The sequence below is a fragment of the Enterobacter sp. V89_11 genome, from assembly GCF_029967775.1.
GTDB classification, from domain to species: Bacteria; Pseudomonadota; Gammaproteobacteria; order Enterobacterales; family Enterobacteriaceae; genus Enterobacter; species Enterobacter ludwigii.
Window position 1 is genome coordinate 146,606 of sequence record NZ_JASCAN010000025.1, and the last position, 17,907, is coordinate 164,512.

A 17,907-nucleotide genomic window follows, 5' to 3' on the forward strand; every position below is an offset into this window, starting at 1 on the left:
TTTCACCGGGTCAGCTTTATATGAACATGTCGAGTCATTACTTACGCATTTTCCAGCAACCTAAATCAGCCATCCTGCTGATCCTTGGTTTCGCCTCCGGTTTACCTCTCGCCCTCACCTCCGGCACGCTGCAGGCCTGGATGACCGTCGAGAATATCGATCTCAAAACCATTGGTTTCTTCTCCCTCGTCGGCCAGGCTTACGTCTTTAAGTTCCTGTGGTCGCCGGTGATGGACCGTTATACCCCGCCGTTCCTGGGCCGTCGTCGCGGCTGGTTAGTGATGACCCAGGTCCTGTTGCTGATCGCAATCGCGGCGATGGGCTTTCTTGAACCCACGACGCAGCTTCGCTGGATGGCCGCCCTTGCGGTGGTAATCGCCTTCTGTTCTGCCTCGCAGGATATCGTTTTTGATGCCTGGAAGACGGACGTGTTGCCTGCAGAAGAGCGGGGAGCCGGCGCAGCCATTAGCGTGCTGGGCTATCGTCTGGGGATGCTGGTATCCGGTGGTCTGGCGCTGTGGGTGGCCGACCGTTATCTCGGCTGGCAGGGCATGTACTGGCTGATGGCCGCCCTGTTGATCCCCTGTATTATTGCTACCCTGCTCGCCCCCGAACCGAGCGATGTGATCCCGGTTCCACGTTCTCTGGAGCAGGCCGTTGCCGAACCTCTTCGCGACTTCTTTGGCCGCAACAACGCCTGGCTTATCCTGCTGTTAATCGTCCTTTATAAGCTCGGCGATGCCTTCGCGATGAGCCTGACCACCACCTTCCTTATTCGCGGGGTCGGGTTTGATGCCGGCGAAGTCGGCGTGGTGAACAAAACGCTCGGGTTGTTTGCGACTATTGTCGGGGCCCTGTACGGCGGCGTATTAATGCAGCGTCTGACGCTCTTTCGCGCACTGCTGATCTTCGGCATCCTGCAGGGGGCATCGAACGCCGGTTACTGGCTGCTGTCGGTGACGGATAAGCATATGATCAGCATGGGCGCCGCGGTGTTTTTTGAAAACCTGTGCGGCGGTATGGGGACAGCGGCGTTTGTTGCCCTGCTGATGACCCTGTGCAACAAATCGTTTTCCGCGACGCAGTTCGCTCTGCTCTCGGCGCTTTCCGCCGTTGGTCGCGTGTATGTCGGGCCGATTGCCGGCTGGTTTGTTGAAGCCCATGGTTGGCCAACGTTCTACCTCTTCTCCGTGGTAGCGGCAGTGCCTGGGCTCTTATTGTTACTGGTCTGTCGCCAGACGCTGGAATATACCCAGCGAACAGAACACTTTATGCCACGCACGGAATATCATCGCGCTTACCGTTTTGCGTTACGACTGTTAATGGCGGGTTGCTTTGCCCTGGTGCTGTGGCTCGTGGTGCTCATTATTAATGCCACCACCTCTCTGGTACTGCCTCTCGAAGCGCTTCTGCTGGATACCGGCGCGCTGCTGGCGGTTGCCGGGATCCTGACTGGCGGGCTGCTCGATTTCATGGCGCTGCGTAAAACGCAGTTGACCTGAAGTAAAATCCGAAAGGTTATTTCCCGTTGTAATCACGAACCGAAATTATAACGGTGAAATAGCCGCCAGCCGCTAAAAAAAATATTTGTTGTTTTGTGCGGGATAGGATTCGGAAATTATTGGAGTCAATTGCAGAACGCTATTTTTCATTAAACGATTCAGCATCAGAGAGTTTGATTTTTCGTTTTTTAGTTGTCTTTTTATTGATAATTAATTGTTAATTTTTTGTTTATTTTTCACAATGGTTATACCAATTGCCCCTTTTAGGGTATGCTTGGGGGTCCTTTCGTTATAAAGCCCATGCCATGCGGCTTACGTCTTAAAAAGCGACATAATTTGCAACACTTGTGACATGTGCGGCAGAACCCGGTAACACCTTCCTGACACAGGTCTAATGATGTTTACAGTAATGTAACCTTCCCGTAAAATGCCCCCACACTTTAAACGCCACCAGACTCCCGTGGAATTGAGGTCGTTAAATGAGACTCAGGAAATACAATAAAAGTTTGGGATGGTTGTCATTATTCGCAGGCACTGTATTACTCAGTGGCTGCGATTCTGCACTACTTGACCCCAAAGGACAGATTGGACTGGAACAACGTTCACTGATATTGACGGCTTTTGGCCTGATGTTGATTGTGGTTATTCCAGCCATTTTGATGGCTGTTGGTTTCGCCTGGAAGTATCGTGCGAGCAATAAAGATGCGAAGTATAGCCCTAACTGGTCACACTCCAATAAAGTGGAAGCTGTGGTCTGGACGGTACCTATTCTGATCATCCTGTTCCTTGCCGTACTGACATGGAAAACCACTCACGCACTTGAGCCAAGCAAGCCGCTGGTTCACGATGAAAAACCGATTACCATTGAAGTGGTTTCCATGGACTGGAAATGGTTCTTCATCTATCCGGAACAGGGCATTGCCACCGTGAATGAAATCGCCTTCCCGGCGAACACTCCGGTTCAGTTCAAAGTGACCTCCAACTCCGTAATGAACTCCTTCTTCATCCCACGTCTGGGTAGCCAGATTTACGCGATGGCCGGTATGCAGACTAACCTGCACCTGATCGCGAATGAAGCAGGCACCTACGATGGTATCTCCGCCAGCTATAGCGGCCCGGGCTTCTCAGGTATGAAGTTCAAAGCTATCGCGACGCCAGACCGTGCCGCTTTCGACCAGTGGGTTGAAAAAGCGAAGCAGTCTCCAAACACCATGTCTGACATGGCGGCGTTCGAAAAAGTGGCAGCACCTAGCGAATATAACAAGGTGGAGTACTTCTCTAACGTGAAACCAGATTTGTTCAAAGACGTTATTGGCAAATTTATGGATCACGGCAAGAGCATGGACATGACCCAGCCTGAAGGTGAGCATAGCGCACACGAAGGTATGGAAGGCATGGACATGAGCCACGCGGAAACCGCTCACTAAGGGGCCGAGGAAGAAAATGTTCGGAAAATTGACACTGGATGCAGTGCCCTACCATGAACCCATTATCGTGGTTACGGTTGCTGCAATTATCATCGGTGGCGCAGCCTTACTGGCCTTGATCACTTACTTCGGTAAGTGGAGCTACCTGTGGAACGAGTGGCTGACTTCGGTTGACCACAAAAAACTGGGTATCATGTACTGCATCGTCGGTATCGTCATGTTAATTCGTGGCTTTGCGGATGCGATCATGATGCGTAGCCAGCAGGCACTCGCGTCTGCGGGTGAAGCCGGCTTCCTGCCGCCGCATCACTACGACCAGATCTTTACCGCCCACGGCGTTATCATGATCTTCTTCGTGGCGATGCCGCTGGTTATCGGTCTGATGAACGTTGTCGTTCCGCTGCAAATCGGCGCGCGCGACGTAGCGTTCCCGTTCCTGAACAACCTGAGCTTCTGGTTCACGGTTGTTGGCGTTATCCTGGTTAACCTGTCACTGGGTGTGGGCGAATTTGCGCAGACCGGCTGGCTGGCTTACCCGCCGCTTTCGGGAATTGAGTACAGTCCGGGCGTTGGCGTCGATTACTGGATTTGGGCACTTCAGCTCTCCGGTGTCGGTACAACCCTGACCGGTATCAACTTCTTCGTGACCATTATCAAGATGCGTGCCCCTGGCATGACCATGTTCAAGATGCCGGTATTTACCTGGGCATCTCTGTGCGCCAACATCCTGATTATTGCATCATTCCCAATTCTGACCGTCACCATCGCGCTGCTGACCCTGGACCGCTACCTGGGCACCCATTTCTTTACCAACGATATGGGTGGCAACATGATGATGTACATCAACCTGATTTGGGCCTGGGGTCACCCGGAAGTGTACATCCTGGTTCTGCCGGTCTTCGGTGTGTTCTCCGAAATCGCAGCAACCTTCTCGCGTAAACGTCTGTTTGGTTACACCTCTCTGGTGTGGGCAACCGTGTGTATTACCGTTCTGTCGTTCATCGTTTGGCTGCACCACTTCTTCACCATGGGTGCTGGCGCGAACGTAAACGCCTTCTTCGGTATTACAACCATGATTATCGCAATCCCTACCGGGGTTAAGATCTTCAACTGGCTGTTCACCATGTACCAGGGCCGTATCGTGTTCCACTCAGCAATGCTGTGGACTATCGGCTTCATCGTCACCTTCTCCGTGGGTGGGATGACCGGTGTACTGCTGGCGGTACCGGGTGCTGACTTCGTTCTGCACAACAGTCTGTTCCTGATTGCGCACTTCCATAACGTTATCATCGGTGGTGTGGTCTTCGGCTGCTTCGCTGGCGTAACCTACTGGTGGCCAAAAGCGTTCGGTTTCACCCTGAACGAAAAATGGGGTAAACGCGCATTCTGGTTCTGGATCATCGGCTTCTTCGTTGCATTTATGCCGCTGTACGTGCTGGGCTTCATGGGTATGACCCGTCGTCTGAGCCAGCAGATTGATCCACAGTTCCACCCAATGCTGATGGTTGCAGCGGGCGGTGCCGTGCTGATTGCTTGTGGTATCGCGTCTCAGCTGATTCAGTTCTACGTTTCTATTCGCGACCGCGATCAGAACCGTGACCTGACCGGTGACCCATGGGGTGGCCGTACGCTGGAGTGGGCAACCTCTTCTCCACCACCATTCTATAACTTCGCCATTGTGCCGCAGGTCCATGAACGCGACGCATTCTGGGAAATGAAAGAAAAAGGTGAAGCGTACAAGCAACCTGCTCATTACGAAGAGATCCACATGCCGAAAAACAGCGGTGCGGGCATTGTTATTGCCGCTTTCGCAACGGTATTTGGCTTCGCAATGATCTGGCACATCTGGTGGATGGCGATTGTTGGCTTCGCCGGCATTGTAATCAGCTGGATTGTGAAGAGCTTTGACGAGGACGTAGACTACTACGTACCAGTCCGTGAAGTCGAAAAACTGGAAAACCAGCATTTCGATGAGATTTCTAAAGCGGGGCTGAAAAATGGCAACTGATACTTTGGCGCACTCTACTGCCCACGCGCATGAACATGCGCACCACGATACAGGACCGACGAAAGTCTTCGGTTTCTGGATCTACCTGATGAGCGACTGCATTCTGTTCTGCTGTCTGTTCGCAACGTATGCCGTTCTGGTGAACGGCACTGCGGGCGGCCCGGCTGGCAAGGACATCTTTGAACTGCCGTTCGTTCTGGTAGAAACCGCGCTGCTGCTGTTCAGCTCCATCACCTACGGCATGGCGGCTATCGCCATGTACAAAAACAACAAGAGCCAGGTTGTCTCCTGGCTGGCGTTGACCTGGCTGTTTGGTGCTGGCTTTATCGGGATGGAAATCTATGAATTCCATCACCTGATTATGGAAGGCTTCGGGCCGGATCGTAGTGGCTTCCTGTCTGCGTTCTTCGCACTGGTCGGGACCCACGGTCTGCACGTAACGTCTGGTCTGATCTGGATGGCAGTACTGATGTTCCAGATCTCCCGTCGTGGCCTGACCAGCACTAACCGCACACGTATCCTGTGCCTGAGCCTGTTCTGGCACTTCCTGGACGTTGTGTGGATCTGTGTGTTCTCTGTTGTATATCTGATGGGGGCGATGTAATGAGTCATTCAAACGATCATGGCGCTTCCCACGGTAGCGTAAAAACCTATATGACAGGTTTCATCCTGTCGATCATTCTGACGGTGATCCCGTTCTGGATGGTGATGAGCGGTTCTGCGTCTAAGCCGGTTATTCTGGGTGCAATCCTGGTAACCGCGGTGATTCAGATTCTGGTGCATCTGGTTTGCTTCCTGCACATGAACACCAAGTCCGATGAAGGCTGGAACATGACGGCTTTCATCTTTACCGTGATTATCATCGCTATCCTGGTAGTCGGTTCCATCTGGATTATGTGGAACCTTAACTACAACATGATGGTTCACTAAGAGCGGCGAGTATGTTTAAGCAATACCTGCAAGTCACGAAACCAGGCATCATCTTTGGCAACCTGATCTCCGTAATTGGGGGGTTCCTGCTGGCCTCTAAAGGCAGCATCGATTACACCCTCTTTATCGCTACGCTGGTCGGTGTGTCGCTGGTTGTTGCATCCGGTTGTGTATTTAACAACTACATCGACATGGATATCGACAAGAAGATGGAAAGGACTAAAAATCGGGTGCTGGTTAAAGGCCTGATCGCCCCTTCCGTCTCGCTGGTGTACGCCACCTTGCTGGGTATTGCTGGCTTTATGCTGCTGTGGTTTGGCGCTAACCCTCTGGCTTGTTGGCTGGGGGTGATGGGGTTCGTTGTCTATGTGGGCGTTTACAGCCTGTATATGAAACGCCACTCCGTCTACGGAACGCTGATTGGTTCTCTCTCCGGCGCTGCGCCGCCGGTGATTGGCTACTGCGCCGTCACGAACGAGTTCGACAGCGGTGCGCTGATCCTGCTGGCTATCTTTAGCCTGTGGCAGATGCCGCACTCCTATGCCATCGCGATTTTCCGCTTTAAGGATTATCAGGCAGCGAACATCCCGGTTCTGCCGGTCGTGAAGGGCATTTCCGTGGCTAAAAACCACATCACGCTGTACATCATCGCCTTTGCCGTGGCAACGCTGATGCTCTCTCTGGGCGGTTACGCCGGGTACAAATACCTGGCGGTAGCGGCTGCGGTGAGCGTCTGGTGGCTCGGCATGGCCCTGCGCGGCTACAAAGTGGAAGATGACAAGGTCTGGGCACGTAAGCTGTTCGTGTTCTCCATTGTCGCTATCACTTCGCTGTCGGTGATGATGTCCGTGGATTTCATGGTGCCTGATTCACACAACCTGCTGACTTACGTCTGGTAAGTCACACCAGGTGAATAAAAGGGTGCTTCGGCACCCTTTTTTATTCATCGAATCCATTAATAACGCATGTAATATTTGTTAAATAACCCTTTATTTACCCCGCCCCTTCCCCGCACTACACTATGGCCTGCTTTTGAATTGAGGTGGTAATGAACGATTATAAAATGACGCCAGGCGAATTGCGCGCGACCTGGGGTTTAGGGACTGTTTTCTCGCTACGGATGCTTGGCATGTTTATGGTCCTGCCTGTTCTGACCACGTACGGCATGGCGCTACAGGGTGCCAGCGAAGCGCTGATTGGCCTGGCGATTGGCATCTACGGTCTGGCTCAGGCGGTATTTCAGATCCCGTTTGGCCTGCTCTCGGATCGGGTTGGCCGCAAACCGCTGATTGTCGGCGGCCTGCTTATTTTTGTGCTCGGCAGCGTGATAGCCGCCCTCTCCCACTCCATCTGGGGAATTATTCTTGGTCGCGCCCTGCAGGGCTCTGGTGCGATTGCCGCCGCCGTGATGGCGCTGCTGTCAGACTTAACCCGTGAGCAGAATCGCACCAAAGCGATGGCGTTTATCGGCGTGAGCTTTGGCGTCACTTTCGCGATTGCGATGGTGCTCGGGCCTATTATCACCCATAAACTCGGCCTGCATGCCCTGTTCTGGATGATTGCCGTGCTGGCGACCGTCGGTATTGCGCTGACCCTTTGGGTGGTGCCGGACAGCAAAAACCACGTCCTTAACCGTGAATCCGGGATGGTGAAAGGCTGCTTCAGCAAAGTGCTGATGGAACCGCGCCTGCTTAAACTTAACTTCGGCATCATGTGTCTGCACATCCTGCTGATGTCGACCTTTGTCGCCCTTCCCGGTCAGCTTGCCGCCGCGGGCTTCCCTGCCGCGGAGCACTGGAAAATCTATCTGGTGACCATGCTGATTTCGTTCGTTTCGGTCGTGCCGTTCATCATCTACGCCGAAGTGAAACGCAAGATGAAGCGCGTCTTCATTGGCTGCGTGGCGGTGCTGCTGATTGCCGAGATTGTGCTCTGGGGATCCGGCCCGCACTTCTGGGAACTGGTGGCCGGCGTGCAGCTCTTCTTCCTGGCCTTTAACCTGATGGAAGCCCTGCTGCCATCGCTGATTAGCAAGGAGTCCCCGGCCGGCTATAAAGGCACAGCAATGGGGATCTACTCCACCAGCCAGTTTATCGGCGTGGCTATCGGGGGCTCGCTCGGCGGCTGGGTGGACGGCCTGTTTGATTCGCAAACCGTGTTCCTCGCGGGCGCACTGCTGGCGATGGTCTGGCTGCTGGTCGCCAGCAGCATGAAAGAGCCGCGCTACGTCAGCAGTCTGCGGGTCGAAATTCCTGAGGATGTTGAGATTACCGACGCGCTAAAACAGCGTCTTGAAGCAACAGAGGGGGTAAGTGAAGTGCTTATTGCCCCACAAGAGCGCAGCGCTTACGTCAAAATAGACAGTAAAGTGACTAACCGCTTCGAAATCGAGCAGGCTCTCAAAGCCTGAAAAAATGCCCGGTAAAGCCGGGCATTTTTGTCTTAATCGCGGAAGTTCTTGAACTGGAACGGCTGCCCCAGATCGCCGCCACGTACCAGCGCCATAACGGCCTGCAGGTCATCGCGGGATTTACCGGTCACACGAATTTCTTCACCCTGGATTTGCGCCTGAACCTTCAGCTTGCTGTCCTTGATGAGCTTAACGATCTTCTTCTGAACCGCGCTCTCAATACCCTGCTTCAGTTTGGCTTCGACAAACCAGTTTTTACCGCTATGCACAAACTCGTCTGGTACATCCAGTGAGGTGCCTTCAATGCCGCGTTTAAGCAGCTTGGCGCGCAGAATATCCAGCAGCTGGTTAACCTGGAAATCAGATTCGCTCAGGACCTTAATGGTCTTATTCGCATCGTTCAGCTCGAAAGTTGCCTCAACGCCACGAAAGTCGAAACGTGACTCAACTTCACGGCTTGCGTTTTCAACGCCGTTGCGGACTTCCTGGATATCAACTTCGGAAACAATATCGAAAGATGGCATCTTTTCTTCTCCCTTCATTTTTGTTGCGTTGCATAATACCCGCTACAAGGCAGATACCCCAAATAATTCGAGTTGCAGCTATCCCTGGCCGCTCACGTGAGGAAACACCGCACAGATGTCACAGGGTTTACTCAACAGAAGCTTAGCTGACGGCGCTATACTTAGGCCGTAACACCTGGCGCAGTTGCAGGTGAGGAGGAACAATGAAAATTACAGTGCTCGGATGCGGAGCCCTTGGACAGCTATGGCTGACCGCGCTTTGCAAGCACGGACATGAGGTACAGGGCTGGCTGCGCGTGCCCCAGCCCTATTGCAGTGTGAACCTGATTGACGAAGACGGAAGTATATTCAACGAATCACTCACCGCGAACGATCCGGATTTTCTGGCGCAAAGCGATCTGCTGCTGGTCACGCTCAAAGCATGGCAGGTATCAGATGCGGTAAAGACGCTGGCCGCGCAACTTCCCCCAGACTCCCCCATCCTGCTGCTGCATAACGGCATGGGAACCATTGATGAGCTGAAAAGCATCCCGCATCCCTTGTTGATGGCGACCACCACGCACGCTGCACGCCGCGATGGCAACATTATCGTGCATGTCGCCAGCGGCGTAACGCACATGGGCCCCGCCCGTACGCAGGATGGCGACTACAGCTATCTGGCGGATGTTCTGCAGAAGGTGCTGCCGGACGTGGCCTGGCATGACACTATCCGCCCGCAGCTGTGGCGCAAGCTGGCGGTTAACTGCGTGATCAATCCGCTGACGGCGCTGTGGAACTGCCCGAACGGGGAACTGAAAAATCATCCGCAGGAAATTGCCACCCTGTGCGCGGAGGTTGCCTCGGTTATCGAACGTGAAGGCCTGCATACCTCGGCGGAGGATTTACGCTATTATGTTGAGCAGGTAATTGAAAGTACTGCAGAAAACATCTCCTCGATGTTGCAGGACATTCGGGCATTACGCCACACAGAGATTGATTACATCACAGGCTATTTGCTTAAACGCGCCCGCGCCCACGGCATTGCCGTGCCGGAAAATGCCCGTCTGTATGACCTGGTTAAACGTAAGGAGAGTGAATATGAGCGCGTCAGCACTGATCTGCCTCGCCCCTGGTAGCGAAGAGACAGAAGCCGTCACCACCATTGATTTGATGGTGCGTGGCGGCATTAACGTGACCACCGCCAGCGTCGCCAGCGACGGTAATCTGACCATCACCTGTTCACGCGGCGTAAAAATCCTCGCCGATGCACCGCTTGTGCAGGTGGCCGACGGGGATTACGACATCATCGTACTGCCGGGCGGCCTGAAGGGCGCGGAGTATTTTCGCGACAGCCCCCTCCTGGTCGAAACTGTCAGGCAATTCCATCTGTCGGGGCGCATCGTTGCGGCAATTTGTGCCGCAGCCGGCACGGTTCTGGTGCCGCATAACATTTTCCCGATCGGGAATATGACCGGTTTCCCGGGACTGAAAGAGACCATTCCTGAAGAGCAATGGGTGGATAAACGTGTGGTCTGGGATCCGCGCGTCAATCTGCTCACCAGCCAGGGGCCGGGTACCGCGATCGATTTTGGACTGAAGATTATCGACCTGCTGGTCGGGCGTGAGAAAGCCTACGAGGTGGCGTCGTCGTTAGTGATGGCGGCGGGGATTTATAATTTTTACGAAGCGTAGCGTGTAAAGAAAGCCGGGTAAGCGAAGCCGCCACCCGGCAAACGGTTAAGGGCGATAGACCTTCACATTCGCAAAGCCCTGCTCGCGCAGATACAGCGCCTGCAAACGGCTCATCACCCCGCGCTCGCACCACAGCAGATACGTTTTGCTCTGGTCGAGATCGCCGAATTTGGTGCTCAGCTTGTAGAACGGCAGAGAAACCACGTCCACGCCTTCAACCTGCAGCGGTTTGTCATCCTGTTCATCAATGGAACGGATATCCAGAATCGCGTCGTTGGCACCGAAACCGCTGACGGTTTCAACTTCAACCACTTCCTGCTCGGTCTGCTGGGCAATCTCGCGGATATCGATGTTGGTCGCTTCCGCCACCACCTTCTCCAGAATGCCGAAATCGAAGTTCTCTTCTTCGGCTTCGATTTTCGCCTTTACCGCTTTGACGGTCGGGCTTTTTGAGATCACACCGCAGTATTCCGGCATGGTGCGGGCAAAATCTTCGGTACCGATTTTGCGCGCCAGATCGATGATGTGCTCTTTATCGTAGGAGATCAGCGGACGCAGGATCAGGGTATCCGATACGTTGTCGATAAGACGCAGGTTGGTCAGAGTCTGGCTGGAGACCTGGCCCAGCGCTTCACCGGTGACCAGCGCCTGCACGCCGTAGCGCTCCGCCACTTTGGACGCTGCACGCACCATCATGCGCTTCAGCACCACGCCCATCTGACCGTCGTCCACTTTTTCAAGGATTTCGCCGACCACTGGCTCAAAGTTGATCGCCACAAAACGCACGCGGTGGGAGCTGCCGAAGCGGTTCCACAGATAGTGCGCAACCTGACGTACGCCGATTTCATGCGCCGCACCGCCCAGGTTAAAGAAGCAGTAGTGTACGCGGCAGCCGCGGCGCATCAGCATATAGCTGGAAACACCGGAGTCGAAACCGCCGGAGATCAGCGACAGGACATCTTCCTGCGTGCCGATTGGGAAACCGCCGATACCTTCATAACGGCCTTTCACCAGCAGCAGGCGATCGTTTTCGATCTCCAGGTTAACGGTCACGTCCGGGTTAGTCAGGCGCACGCGGGCGCTCTCAACGTGCTGATTGAGGCCGCCACCCACATAGCGCTCCACTTCAATGGAGCTAAACTCATGCTTACCACGACGCTTCACGCGCACGCAGAAGGTTTTGCCTTCAATCTGATCGCGGTACTGCACCAGCGCTTTTTCAAAAATGTCATGCAGGGAGGTGTAAGGAACGTCTTCCACTTCCAGAATATGGTGAATGCCCGGAATACGGGTCAGCGCGTCGCGAATATCCTGACGTTTGTTTTCATCTTTCGCGCGAACCTCAACGTGGTCCCAGTGACGCACCACGGCGAGCGTTTCGTCGTAGTGTTTTAATACGTTACGAATGTTCCCGGTGAGAATTTTAATAAAGCGCAAACGCACAGATTGGCTTTTGATGGTGATTTCAGGGAACAATTTAATGATAAACTTCATGGCGGCAATGTTTCTTAGGCAAGCTTAAGGCTTGTAATGGAAAATGAAATATACACAAAATCATTCAGGTGGCATCAACGCGGCGAGTCACAGCCCCCCGCAAGCTTACGCGAGTAAGTAACGGAAAGGCGCAAACGTAGCCCAAACAGAGACAACCTGAAGGATGACGTGTATAGCAGCCCACACCCGTGGCTGCATCCAGGCGCGCAAGTATATCATCTTCACGCCGCTCCTGTGCACATTGCGCGTTATTTGATAATTGCCCCGAGTCCGTTACCATGTCGGGGCTGAGAATATAAGAGTCAATTCACTATGCCGAAGAAGAACGACGCACCGGCCAGTTTTGAAACTGCGCTGAGTGAGCTGGAGCAGATTGTCACCCGCCTTGAGAGCGGCGATTTACCGCTGGAAGAGGCGCTCAATGAATTCGAGCGCGGCGTGCAGCTGGCGCGCCAGGGGCAGGTCAAACTGCAGCAGGCCGAGCAGCGCGTGCAGATCCTGCTGTCCGACAGCGAAGACGCTAAAACTACGCCATTCACACCGGACGCCGAGTAAATGGATTTCGCCAACGAGCTTCAGGCATGCGTCGCGCGTGCCAACGATGCGCTGCGCCGTTTTATTGAGCCACAGCCTTTTCAGAACACTCCACTGGTTGAAGCCATGCACTATGGCGCACTCTTGGGTGGAAAGCGCCTGCGTCCGTTTCTGGTCTACGCCACGGGCAATATGTTTGGTATCAGCGCTAACACGCTGGACGCCCCGGCGGCCGCCGTTGAGTGCATCCATGCCTACTCGCTGATCCATGATGATTTGCCAGCCATGGACGACGACGATCTGCGTCGTGGCCAGCCTACCTGCCACATCAAGTTTGGCGAAGCGAATGCCATTCTGGCGGGGGATGCCCTGCAAACCCTGGCGTTCTCGATTCTGAGCGATGCGCCGATGGCCGAAGTGGCCGACCGTGACCGTCTGTCAATGATCTCTGAACTGGCAATGGCCAGCGGCGTCGCCGGTATGTGTGGCGGTCAGGCACTGGATCTGGAAGCGGAAGGACGTCAGGTTAATCTGGAACAGCTGGAGCGTATTCATCGCCATAAAACGGGCGCATTGATTCGTGCAGCCGTTCGTCTGGGCGCCCTGAGCGCGGGTGAACAGGGGCGCAAAGCCCTGCCGATACTGGACAGATATGCAGAAAGTATCGGTCTGGCATTCCAGGTTCAGGATGACATTCTGGATGTGGTGGGCGATACTGCAACATTGGGTAAACGTCAGGGTGCGGATCAGCAGCTTGGCAAAAGTACCTACCCCGCCCTGCTGGGTCTTGAGCAAGCCCAACGTAAAGCCCGGGATCTGATAGAGGATGCCCGCCAGTCGCTGAATCAACTGGCCGCGCAATCACTGGATACTTCGGCACTGGAAGCGCTAGCGGACTATATAATCCAGCGTGATAAATAAACACACTATCTCGATGAGCCTTTGATGAGTTTTGATATTGCCAAATACCCGACACTGGCGTTAGTTGACTCCACCCAGGAGTTACGCCTGTTGCCGAAAGAGAGCCTGCCGAAGCTGTGCGATGAGCTGCGTCGCTACCTGCTCGACAGCGTAAGCCGCTCCAGCGGCCATTTCGCCTCCGGGCTTGGCACGGTAGAGCTGACCGTGGCGCTGCACTATGTCTATAACACGCCGTTCGATCAGCTCATCTGGGATGTCGGCCACCAGGCCTATCCGCATAAAATTCTGACCGGACGTCGCGATAAAATTGGCACCATTCGTCAGAAAGGCGGCCTGCATCCGTTCCCATGGCGTGGCGAGAGCGAGTACGACGTATTAAGCGTTGGGCACTCCTCCACCTCGATCTCTGCGGGTATCGGTATTGCGGTGGCAGCCGAAAAAGAGAATAAACAGCGTCGTACCGTCTGCGTCATTGGCGACGGGGCGATCACTGCCGGTATGGCCTTTGAGGCCATGAACCACGCGGGCGATATCAAGCCAGACATGCTGGTTATCCTCAATGATAACGAAATGTCGATTTCCGAAAACGTGGGCGCGCTGAACAACCATCTGGCGCAGCTGCTCTCCGGCAAGCTTTACTCCTCGCTGCGTGAAGGCGGAAAAAAAGTCTTCTCCGGCGTACCGCCAATCAAAGAACTGCTTAAACGCACCGAAGAACACATCAAAGGCATGGTCGTGCCGGGTACGCTGTTTGAAGAGCTGGGCTTTAATTATATTGGTCCGGTGGACGGGCATGACGTTCTGGGGCTTGTCACCACGCTGAAAAACATGCGTGACCTGAAAGGCCCGCAGTTCCTGCATATCATGACCAAAAAAGGCCGCGGATACGAACCGGCGGAAAAAGATCCCATCACCTTCCACGCGGTACCGAAATTCGACCCGAGCAGCGGTTGCCTGCCTAAAAGCAGCGGCGGCATGCCGAGCTATTCAAAAATCTTTGGCGACTGGCTGTGTGAAACCGCCGCTAAAGACAATAAGCTCATGGCGATCACCCCGGCCATGCGTGAAGGTTCTGGCATGGTGGAGTTCTCCAAAAAATACCCGGACCAGTATTTTGACGTTGCCATTGCCGAGCAGCACGCGGTGACCTTTGCGGCAGGCCTGGCGATTGGCGGTTATAACCCGGTTGTCGCCATTTATTCCACCTTCCTGCAACGCGCCTACGACCAGGTGATCCATGACGTTGCCATCCAGAAGCTGCCGGTCCTGTTTGCTATCGACCGCGCAGGCATTGTGGGTGCTGACGGCCAGACGCACCAGGGGGCATTTGACCTGTCGTTCCTGCGCTGCGTCCCGGATATGGTCATCATGACGCCAAGCGATGAGAACGAATGTCGTCAGATGCTGTTTACCGGCTACCACTATCAGGATGGCCCTAGTGCGGTGCGCTACCCGCGCGGCAATGCCGTCGGCGTTGAACTGCAGCCGCTGGAAAAACTGCCGATAGGTAAAGGTCTGGTGAAACGTCGCGGTGAGAAAGTGGCGATCCTGAACTTTGGTACGCTGATGCCGGAGGCCGCGAAAGTGGCTGAAACGCTGAATGCGACCCTCGTGGATATGCGCTTTGTGAAGCCGCTCGACGAGGCCCTGATCCTGAGCATGGCGGAATCTCATGACGTGCTGGTCACGCTGGAAGAAAACGCCATCATGGGCGGCGCGGGCAGCGGCGTGAACGAAGTGCTGATGGCTAACCGTAAAGCCGTGCCGGTACTGAACCTTGGTCTGCCGGATCATTTCATTCCACAAGGTACCCAGGACGAAGCCCGTGCGGCGATTGGCCTGGATGCGGCCGGCATTGAGTCGAAAATCCGCTCCTGGCTTGCCTGATCCCTCCCCTTTTCCGCTCCTGCTATGCTTAAACGTATTGTTTAAAAAAGCAGGAGCGGAACCATGCAATACACGACATTAGGAAAAACAGACCTTCAGGTTTCCCGACTTTGCCTGGGATGCATGACCTTTGGCGAGCCAGACCGGGGAAATCACGCCTGGACGCTGCCGGAAGAGAGCAGCCGCCTTATCATCAAACGCGCACTCGACGGCGGGATTAACTTTTTTGATACTGCCAACAGTTACTCCGACGGCAGCAGCGAAGAGATTGTCGGCCGCGCCCTGCGCGATTTTGCCCGCCGTGACGATGTGGTCGTCGCCACCAAAGTATATCACCAGGTGGGTGATTTGCCTGAAGGCCTTTCCCGTGCGCAAATCCTGCGATCCATTGATGACAGCCTCCGGCGCCTGAATATGGATTATGTCGACCTGCTGCAGATCCACCGCTGGGATTACAACACGCCGATTGAAGAGACGCTGGAAGCCCTTAACGATGTGGTTAAGGCCGGGAAGGCGCGTTACATCGGCGCATCGTCTATGCACGCTTCGCAGTTTGCCTCAGCGCTTGATCTTCAGGCGCAGCACGGCTGGGCACGGTTTGTCACCATGCAGGATCACTACAACCTTATCTATCGCGAAGAAGAGCGCGATATGCTGCCGCTCTGCTATCAGGAAGGCGTAGCGGTGATCCCATGGAGTCCCCTGGCGCGCGGACGCCTCACCCGACCATGGGGAGAGACCACCGCCCGCTCGGTGTCGGATGCGTTCGGTAAAACCTTATACGAAGGTACGGAAGCCAGCGATGCGTTGATCGCCGAGCGTTTAGCGGGGATTGCCGATGATACCGGTGCCACGCGTGCGCAGGTAGCGCTGGCGTGGCTGCTGAGCAAACGCGGAGTCGCGGCACCGATTATCGGTACATCGCGGGAAGAACAGCTGGATGAGTTGTTGAGTGCCGTTGATTTAACGCTGACGCCTGAGCAAGTCGCCGAACTGGAAACGCCGTACCAGCAGCATCCGGTGGTCGGGTTTAAGTAAGCCCTCGCCCTGCCCGTCTCCCAAAAGGAGAGGGAACAAAACCCCTCGGCCGGGTAAGCGCAGCGCTACCCGGCAGACGAATCACGCAAAGTGGTCGTAACCCTTCCAGTCAAGCGTAACCGGCGCGCCATCACGCACAAATTTCAGCCCTTCACTTTCCGGCATAATCTGTCCGATACAGGTAAACTTCGCCCCAAGGTGAGCTAGCGCCACGTCCAGCGTTCCCCGGTTCAGTTCCGGTACGGTAAAGCACAGCTCATAATCTTCGCCGCCGGAGAGCGCCCAGCGCAGAGCCTGCTCAGGTTCCACATGGCGAAGCAATGGCTCTGACAGCGGGAACAGATCCAGATCTACGCGCGCGCCCACACCGCTGGCTTTCAGAATATGGCCGAGATCGGAGATAAGCCCGTCAGAGAGATCGATAGCCGAGCTTGCCCGCTCGCGCAGCGCCTGGCCGTGCAAAATACGCGGCGTTGGGCGCAGATGGCGTTTCACCAGATATGCCGCATCGTCGGCATCCTTGACGCGTAAGCGGTCCTGGAGGATCGCCAGCCCTGCGGCGCTGTCGCCCGGCGTGCCGGTCACGTAGATCCAGTCACCCGGCTTTGCGCCCGAGCGTTTCAGCGCCCGGCCCAGCGGGACATAGCCGTGGATCGCAAGCGTCATCGACAGCGGCCCGGCAGTGGTGTCACCGCCAATCAGCTGCATATCGTAGTAGTTGAGCTGATCAAACAGCGCATCGCTAAAGGCTTCAAGCCAGTCTTCATCCACCTCGGGCAACGTCAACGCCAGCGTCAGCCACGCGGGATCGGCGCCCATGGCCGCTAAATCGCTTACGTTGACCGCCAGCGCTTTATACGCCAGATCGGCGGGATCGATATCAGGTAAAAAATGACGTCCGCACACTAAGGTGTCGGTGCTGATTGCCAGCGTCTGTTTTTCGGGAATATTGAGAAGTGCGCAGTCATCGCCAATGCCGGTTTCAACATCAAGACGAGAGGTTCTGACACGGTCGAAATAACGGGCAATCAGGGAGAATTCGCCGCATGCCATACGTTATGCCTCAGCAAATTAAATAAAAAAACCGGAGCCGCACTGCCCGGCAGGCAATGCAAAACTCCGGTTTGCGGATCACTTTTTGTGGGGACGGATCGCAGGTGCGGCTTTATCCAGCACGCCGTTTACAAATTTATGGCTGTCTTCAGCGCCGAAGGTTTTCGCCAGTTCGATCGCTTCGTTGATGGCCACTTTGTACGGCACATCATCACGTTTAGACAACTCAAACAGCGCGATACGCAACACAGCTTTCTCAACCTGACCCAGCTCTTCGAGCAGACGGGACAGGTATGGCTTCATCAGACCATCGAGATACGCGCTATTAGTCGCCACTCCCGACAGCAGTTCACGGAAGTACAGAACGTCAACGTCTTTCACGTCCTGTTCTGACAGGAACTGGTATTCAACATCAGCGATGTCGTTCTGGGACAACTGCCAGGAGTAAAGTGCCTGGACGGCACATTCACGGGCGCGGCGACGAGCAGCAGGTTTCACGGAATTCCCC

The 17,907-nt window shown here is 54.8% G+C and carries 17 protein-coding genes; 13 read left to right on the forward strand and 4 right to left on the reverse strand.

Annotation, left to right across the window (positions count from 1 at the left end):
* The first annotated feature begins 26 nt into the window (after positions 1–26).
* The 7 genes from ampG (at position 27) to QLG09_RS19115 (ending at position 8,277) form a co-directional block, all read left to right on the forward strand.
* The gene (ampG, locus tag QLG09_RS19085; RefSeq protein ID WP_049022575.1) at positions 27–1,502 is read left to right on the forward strand and encodes a muropeptide MFS transporter AmpG; all 1,476 of its coding nucleotides are present in this window, start codon (positions 27–29) and stop codon (positions 1,500–1,502) included.
* 479 nt (positions 1,503–1,981) lie between these two features.
* Entirely contained in the window at positions 1,982–2,929 is a 948-nt protein-coding gene (gene cyoA / locus QLG09_RS19090) for a cytochrome o ubiquinol oxidase subunit II (protein ID WP_008503322.1), read from the forward strand.
* Positions 2,930–2,945: 16 nt separating this feature from the next.
* Complete coding sequence (cyoB, locus tag QLG09_RS19095; RefSeq protein ID WP_014168864.1) at positions 2,946–4,937, forward strand: cytochrome o ubiquinol oxidase subunit I; 1,992 nt, start codon at positions 2,946–2,948, stop codon at positions 4,935–4,937.
* A complete protein-coding gene (locus QLG09_RS19100) occupies positions 4,927–5,541 on the forward strand; it encodes a cytochrome o ubiquinol oxidase subunit III (RefSeq protein ID WP_014168863.1) in 615 nt (204 codons plus the stop codon). The genes cyoB and QLG09_RS19100 overlap by 11 nt, the downstream gene beginning before the upstream one ends.
* Entirely contained in the window at positions 5,541–5,867 is a 327-nt protein-coding gene (locus QLG09_RS19105; protein ID WP_006176899.1) for a cytochrome o ubiquinol oxidase subunit IV, read from the forward strand. The genes QLG09_RS19100 and QLG09_RS19105 overlap by 1 nt, the downstream gene beginning before the upstream one ends.
* Positions 5,868–5,878: 11 nt before the next feature.
* Positions 5,879–6,766, forward strand: coding sequence for a heme o synthase (cyoE, locus tag QLG09_RS19110; RefSeq protein ID WP_014168862.1), 888 nt, complete (start codon positions 5,879–5,881; stop codon positions 6,764–6,766).
* Between the two features lie 149 nt (positions 6,767–6,915).
* On the forward strand, positions 6,916–8,277 hold the full coding sequence (locus tag QLG09_RS19115; RefSeq protein ID WP_020885214.1) for an MFS transporter: 1,362 nt from the start codon (positions 6,916–6,918) through the stop codon (positions 8,275–8,277).
* Between the two features lie 32 nt (positions 8,278–8,309).
* On the opposite strand, the gene QLG09_RS19120 is transcribed toward QLG09_RS19115, so the two are convergent.
* Positions 8,310–8,801, reverse strand: a complete 492-nt coding sequence (locus tag QLG09_RS19120) for a YajQ family cyclic di-GMP-binding protein (RefSeq protein WP_020885215.1) — start codon at positions 8,799–8,801, stop codon at positions 8,310–8,312.
* A gap of 203 nt (positions 8,802–9,004) precedes the next feature.
* Here QLG09_RS19120 and panE point away from each other — a divergent pair, with 203 nt between their 5' ends.
* Both panE and yajL read left to right on the forward strand, forming a co-directional pair.
* The gene (gene panE / locus QLG09_RS19125) at positions 9,005–9,916 is read left to right on the forward strand and encodes a 2-dehydropantoate 2-reductase (protein ID WP_014168859.1); all 912 of its coding nucleotides are present in this window, start codon (positions 9,005–9,007) and stop codon (positions 9,914–9,916) included.
* The gene (gene yajL, locus QLG09_RS19130) at positions 9,879–10,472 is read left to right on the forward strand and encodes a protein deglycase YajL (RefSeq protein WP_020885217.1); all 594 of its coding nucleotides are present in this window, start codon (positions 9,879–9,881) and stop codon (positions 10,470–10,472) included. Before panE ends, yajL begins: the two co-directional genes overlap by 38 nt.
* 45 nt (positions 10,473–10,517) lie before the next feature.
* Here the strand turns inward: yajL and thiI are convergent, their stop codons facing one another.
* On the reverse strand, positions 10,518–11,966 hold the full coding sequence (thiI, locus tag QLG09_RS19135; protein WP_014168857.1) for a tRNA uracil 4-sulfurtransferase ThiI: 1,449 nt from the start codon (positions 11,964–11,966) through the stop codon (positions 10,518–10,520).
* A gap of 312 nt (positions 11,967–12,278) precedes the next feature.
* Here thiI and xseB point away from each other — a divergent pair, with 312 nt between their 5' ends.
* The 4 genes from xseB (at position 12,279) to QLG09_RS19155 (ending at position 16,346) form a co-directional block, all read left to right on the forward strand.
* Positions 12,279–12,521 (forward strand): exodeoxyribonuclease VII small subunit, encoded by a 243-nt coding sequence (gene xseB, locus QLG09_RS19140; RefSeq protein WP_008503331.1) that lies wholly within the window; start codon positions 12,279–12,281, stop codon positions 12,519–12,521.
* Positions 12,522–13,421: a (2E,6E)-farnesyl diphosphate synthase gene (ispA, locus tag QLG09_RS19145; RefSeq protein ID WP_014168855.1), complete on the forward strand. Its 900-nt coding sequence runs from the start codon at positions 12,522–12,524 to the stop codon at positions 13,419–13,421.
* Between the two features lie 24 nt (positions 13,422–13,445).
* A complete protein-coding gene (gene dxs / locus QLG09_RS19150; protein WP_020885219.1) occupies positions 13,446–15,308 on the forward strand; it encodes a 1-deoxy-D-xylulose-5-phosphate synthase in 1,863 nt (620 codons plus the stop codon).
* Positions 15,309–15,371: 63 nt separating this feature from the next.
* Entirely contained in the window at positions 15,372–16,346 is a 975-nt protein-coding gene (locus tag QLG09_RS19155; RefSeq protein ID WP_049023479.1) for an aldo/keto reductase, read from the forward strand.
* A gap of 81 nt (positions 16,347–16,427) precedes the next feature.
* On the opposite strand, the gene thiL is transcribed toward QLG09_RS19155, so the two are convergent.
* The gene (gene thiL, locus QLG09_RS19160) at positions 16,428–17,399 is read right to left on the reverse strand and encodes a thiamine-phosphate kinase (RefSeq protein ID WP_020885221.1); all 972 of its coding nucleotides are present in this window, start codon (positions 17,397–17,399) and stop codon (positions 16,428–16,430) included.
* A gap of 78 nt (positions 17,400–17,477) precedes the next feature.
* Positions 17,478–17,897, reverse strand: coding sequence for a transcription antitermination factor NusB (nusB, locus tag QLG09_RS19165; protein ID WP_006809908.1), 420 nt, complete (start codon positions 17,895–17,897; stop codon positions 17,478–17,480).
* Positions 17,898–17,907: the final 10 nt, after the last annotated feature.

What these genes read in the sequence shown, in the direction of transcription:
- panE (WP_014168859.1), top strand. Translation starts at nt 9,005, where the DNA reads ATGAAAATTACAGTGCTCGGATGCGGAGCCCTTGGACAGCTATGGCTG.
- thiL (WP_020885221.1), bottom strand. Translation starts at nt 17,399, where the DNA reads ATGGCATGCGGCGAATTCTCCCTGATTGCCCGTTATTTCGACCGTGTC.
- yajL (WP_020885217.1), top strand. Translation starts at nt 9,879, where the DNA reads ATGAGCGCGTCAGCACTGATCTGCCTCGCCCCTGGTAGCGAAGAGACA.
- dxs (WP_020885219.1), top strand. Translation starts at nt 13,446, where the DNA reads ATGAGTTTTGATATTGCCAAATACCCGACACTGGCGTTAGTTGACTCC.
- QLG09_RS19100 (WP_014168863.1), top strand. Translation starts at nt 4,927, where the DNA reads ATGGCAACTGATACTTTGGCGCACTCTACTGCCCACGCGCATGAACAT.
- ispA (WP_014168855.1), top strand. Translation starts at nt 12,522, where the DNA reads ATGGATTTCGCCAACGAGCTTCAGGCATGCGTCGCGCGTGCCAACGAT.
- ampG (WP_049022575.1), top strand. Translation starts at nt 27, where the DNA reads ATGTCGAGTCATTACTTACGCATTTTCCAGCAACCTAAATCAGCCATC.
- cyoA (WP_008503322.1), top strand. Translation starts at nt 1,982, where the DNA reads ATGAGACTCAGGAAATACAATAAAAGTTTGGGATGGTTGTCATTATTC.
- QLG09_RS19105 (WP_006176899.1), top strand. Translation starts at nt 5,541, where the DNA reads ATGAGTCATTCAAACGATCATGGCGCTTCCCACGGTAGCGTAAAAACC.
- QLG09_RS19120 (WP_020885215.1), bottom strand. Translation starts at nt 8,801, where the DNA reads ATGCCATCTTTCGATATTGTTTCCGAAGTTGATATCCAGGAAGTCCGC.
- cyoB (WP_014168864.1), top strand. Translation starts at nt 2,946, where the DNA reads ATGTTCGGAAAATTGACACTGGATGCAGTGCCCTACCATGAACCCATT.
- xseB (WP_008503331.1), top strand. Translation starts at nt 12,279, where the DNA reads ATGCCGAAGAAGAACGACGCACCGGCCAGTTTTGAAACTGCGCTGAGT.
- thiI (WP_014168857.1), bottom strand. Translation starts at nt 11,966, where the DNA reads ATGAAGTTTATCATTAAATTGTTCCCTGAAATCACCATCAAAAGCCAA.
- QLG09_RS19115 (WP_020885214.1), top strand. Translation starts at nt 6,916, where the DNA reads ATGAACGATTATAAAATGACGCCAGGCGAATTGCGCGCGACCTGGGGT.
- cyoE (WP_014168862.1), top strand. Translation starts at nt 5,879, where the DNA reads ATGTTTAAGCAATACCTGCAAGTCACGAAACCAGGCATCATCTTTGGC.
- QLG09_RS19155 (WP_049023479.1), top strand. Translation starts at nt 15,372, where the DNA reads ATGCAATACACGACATTAGGAAAAACAGACCTTCAGGTTTCCCGACTT.